At 43.7% G+C, this 245-nt stretch carries 1 pseudogene; it reads left to right on the plus strand.

The features are described from left to right. Nucleotides 1–245 (plus strand): annotated as a pseudogene (locus tag SB756_RS34010) (hypothetical protein); the annotation flags it as partial.

Raw genomic sequence — 245 nt, forward strand, 5'->3', positions numbered from 1 at the left:
GGCTGTAGATCCCTCGCCTAATTATTTTAATGATGTCTACCTTGAACTGCCGAGGAAAACAATAAGCCTTCGAGGGGTTTCAGCATTAATCGGTATTCCTGGTTTGCTTTTTTGCGCTGGTTCGGTACTTTCTTTGTACTGGGATTTGTTCGTGTACGGATTGCAGCGTGACTGGTTAATGAATGTATTATTTCTGATTGGCTCGCCAATAATTCTATGGGCACTCATCCCTTACGCGATAGAGG

The organism is Pseudomonas sp. SIMBA_068 (genome assembly GCF_046534705.1).
Classification (GTDB): Bacteria; Pseudomonadota; Gammaproteobacteria; order Pseudomonadales; family Pseudomonadaceae; genus Aquipseudomonas; species Aquipseudomonas putida.